Genomic DNA, 1,651 nt, shown 5'->3' on the forward strand with positions numbered 1-1,651 from the left:
ACCCCGCAACGATCGCCCTGGACGGCTGCAACAAACGCCCGGTATGCCCCAGGCTGACCCGCGCAATCATCGCCAGGATCAACCCGCCGATACCGCCGACGGCCAGCGAATGGGTGGCCAGGCTTTGCTGCGGCATCCAGCCCAGGTGCCACAGCGCCATCGCCAGCGTCGCCACCGCGAGCCAGGCGTAAGCCAGGTACAGCGACCACAGCAGCGGCACGCGCCACAGGCCACGATCATGCCAGCGCCACAATCGCAGCAGATGCAAACCGCTGATCAACGCAAACAACAGCGCCAGCCACACACGGGGGACGTCGTTCAATCCGGCGCCAAAGGACACCGCCGCCAACATGGCGCTGATCAGCAACACCTTGCCCGGCAACGGATGGGCCGCAGGCGTTGCGGGCCGGTTCAGGCCGCGCTGGACAAAGAAGGGAATCACCCGCCCGCCGATCACGCTCATCAGCGCGCCCACCAGCCACAAGGCGGCCAGCACGCCATGACGTTGCAGACTGGCGTCATCAACGACCAACCCCATCAACGTGAGCGCCTGACACCCGGCCAGCAGCGTCACCATCAACAGAATCGGATAATTCTCGCGTTTACCCGCAGCCAGCAGATCGCGCCCCAACGCCCACGCCAGCAATGGCAGAAACGGGACTTGCAAGGCCAGCAGCAAGGGCACCGGTATCGGCAGGCACCAGGCCAGCCGCGCCAGCAGCCACACCAGCACCAGACCGATCAGCGGCCAGCCCTTGAGCCCCGGCCGGCCGGTCCAGTTGGGCACCGCCGTGAGCAGGAACCCGGCAATGATGGCCGAGGCAAATCCGAAAGGCATTTCATGTCGATGCCAGGTGAGCATGCCGCCCGGCGGTTGCGCACCGGGCAAGCGGCCGTACAACCACAAGGCCCAGATCGCCACGGCGACGGCGGCGAAACCGGCCCCGACCAGAAAGAACGGGCGAAAGCCCAGACTGAAAACCGGTGCAACGGCAAGTCGGCGCATCATGCCAACACCCGGACCGGGCCTCGGCTCGACAGATGAAGAACGTTCTGAGGGTTGCTGAAGAAGTTGAACATTTTGCGTACTCCTGAAGGCGTTCAGTTGTACGTTTATCTGTTCAAGTCCCGTGCCAGCTCTTTACCCCTTCAGATCCAGGTATTTGCGCTCACACGAGTCATAAAGACTCGCCACACAAATAGTCTGTTTGACTCCACACAAAGTCATTTCGACTACACCATCGCAACCCTGCGACAATTTTCTCGATCTACGGTACGGCCGAACGACCAGAGGCTGACTACGCTGAAAGTCCGGGACATGCGCAACCTGCAGAGGAGTTGGCACCATGCAACGCGTACAAAAACTCACGCCCTGCCTGTGGTTCGACGATCAGGCCGAAGAGGCAGCGAAATTCTATTGTTCGATCTTCGACCATTCGAAAATCACTGCCGTCACCTACTACGGCCACGCCGGTTTCGAGTTCCATGGCCGGCCGGAAGGTTCGATCATGACCGTCAGCTTCGAACTCGACGGGCAGAGTTTCACCGGTCTCAACGGCGGGCCGCTGTTCAAGTTCAGTGAGGCGGTGTCGTTTCAGGTCAATTGCCTGAGCCAGGAAGAAGTCGACCATTACTGGGGCAACCTGTCGGC

Annotated in this window: 2 protein-coding genes; one reads left to right on the forward strand and one right to left on the reverse strand. The window is 61.4% G+C overall.

All coding sequences use genetic code 11. The features are described from left to right. Positions 1 to 1,006, reverse strand: a 1,006-nt coding sequence (locus ACXRVY_RS27840; protein WP_458238816.1) for an NnrS family protein, incomplete at its 3' end; no start/stop codon positions are given. Positions 1,007 to 1,346: 340 nt separating this feature from the next. On the opposite strand from ACXRVY_RS27840, the gene ACXRVY_RS27845 reads away from it, so the two are divergent. Then, on the forward strand, positions 1,347 to 1,651 hold a 305-nt coding region (locus ACXRVY_RS27845; RefSeq protein WP_458238817.1), incomplete at its 3' end, for a VOC family protein.

The organism is Pseudomonas sp. P5_A2_2, assembly GCF_054177685.1.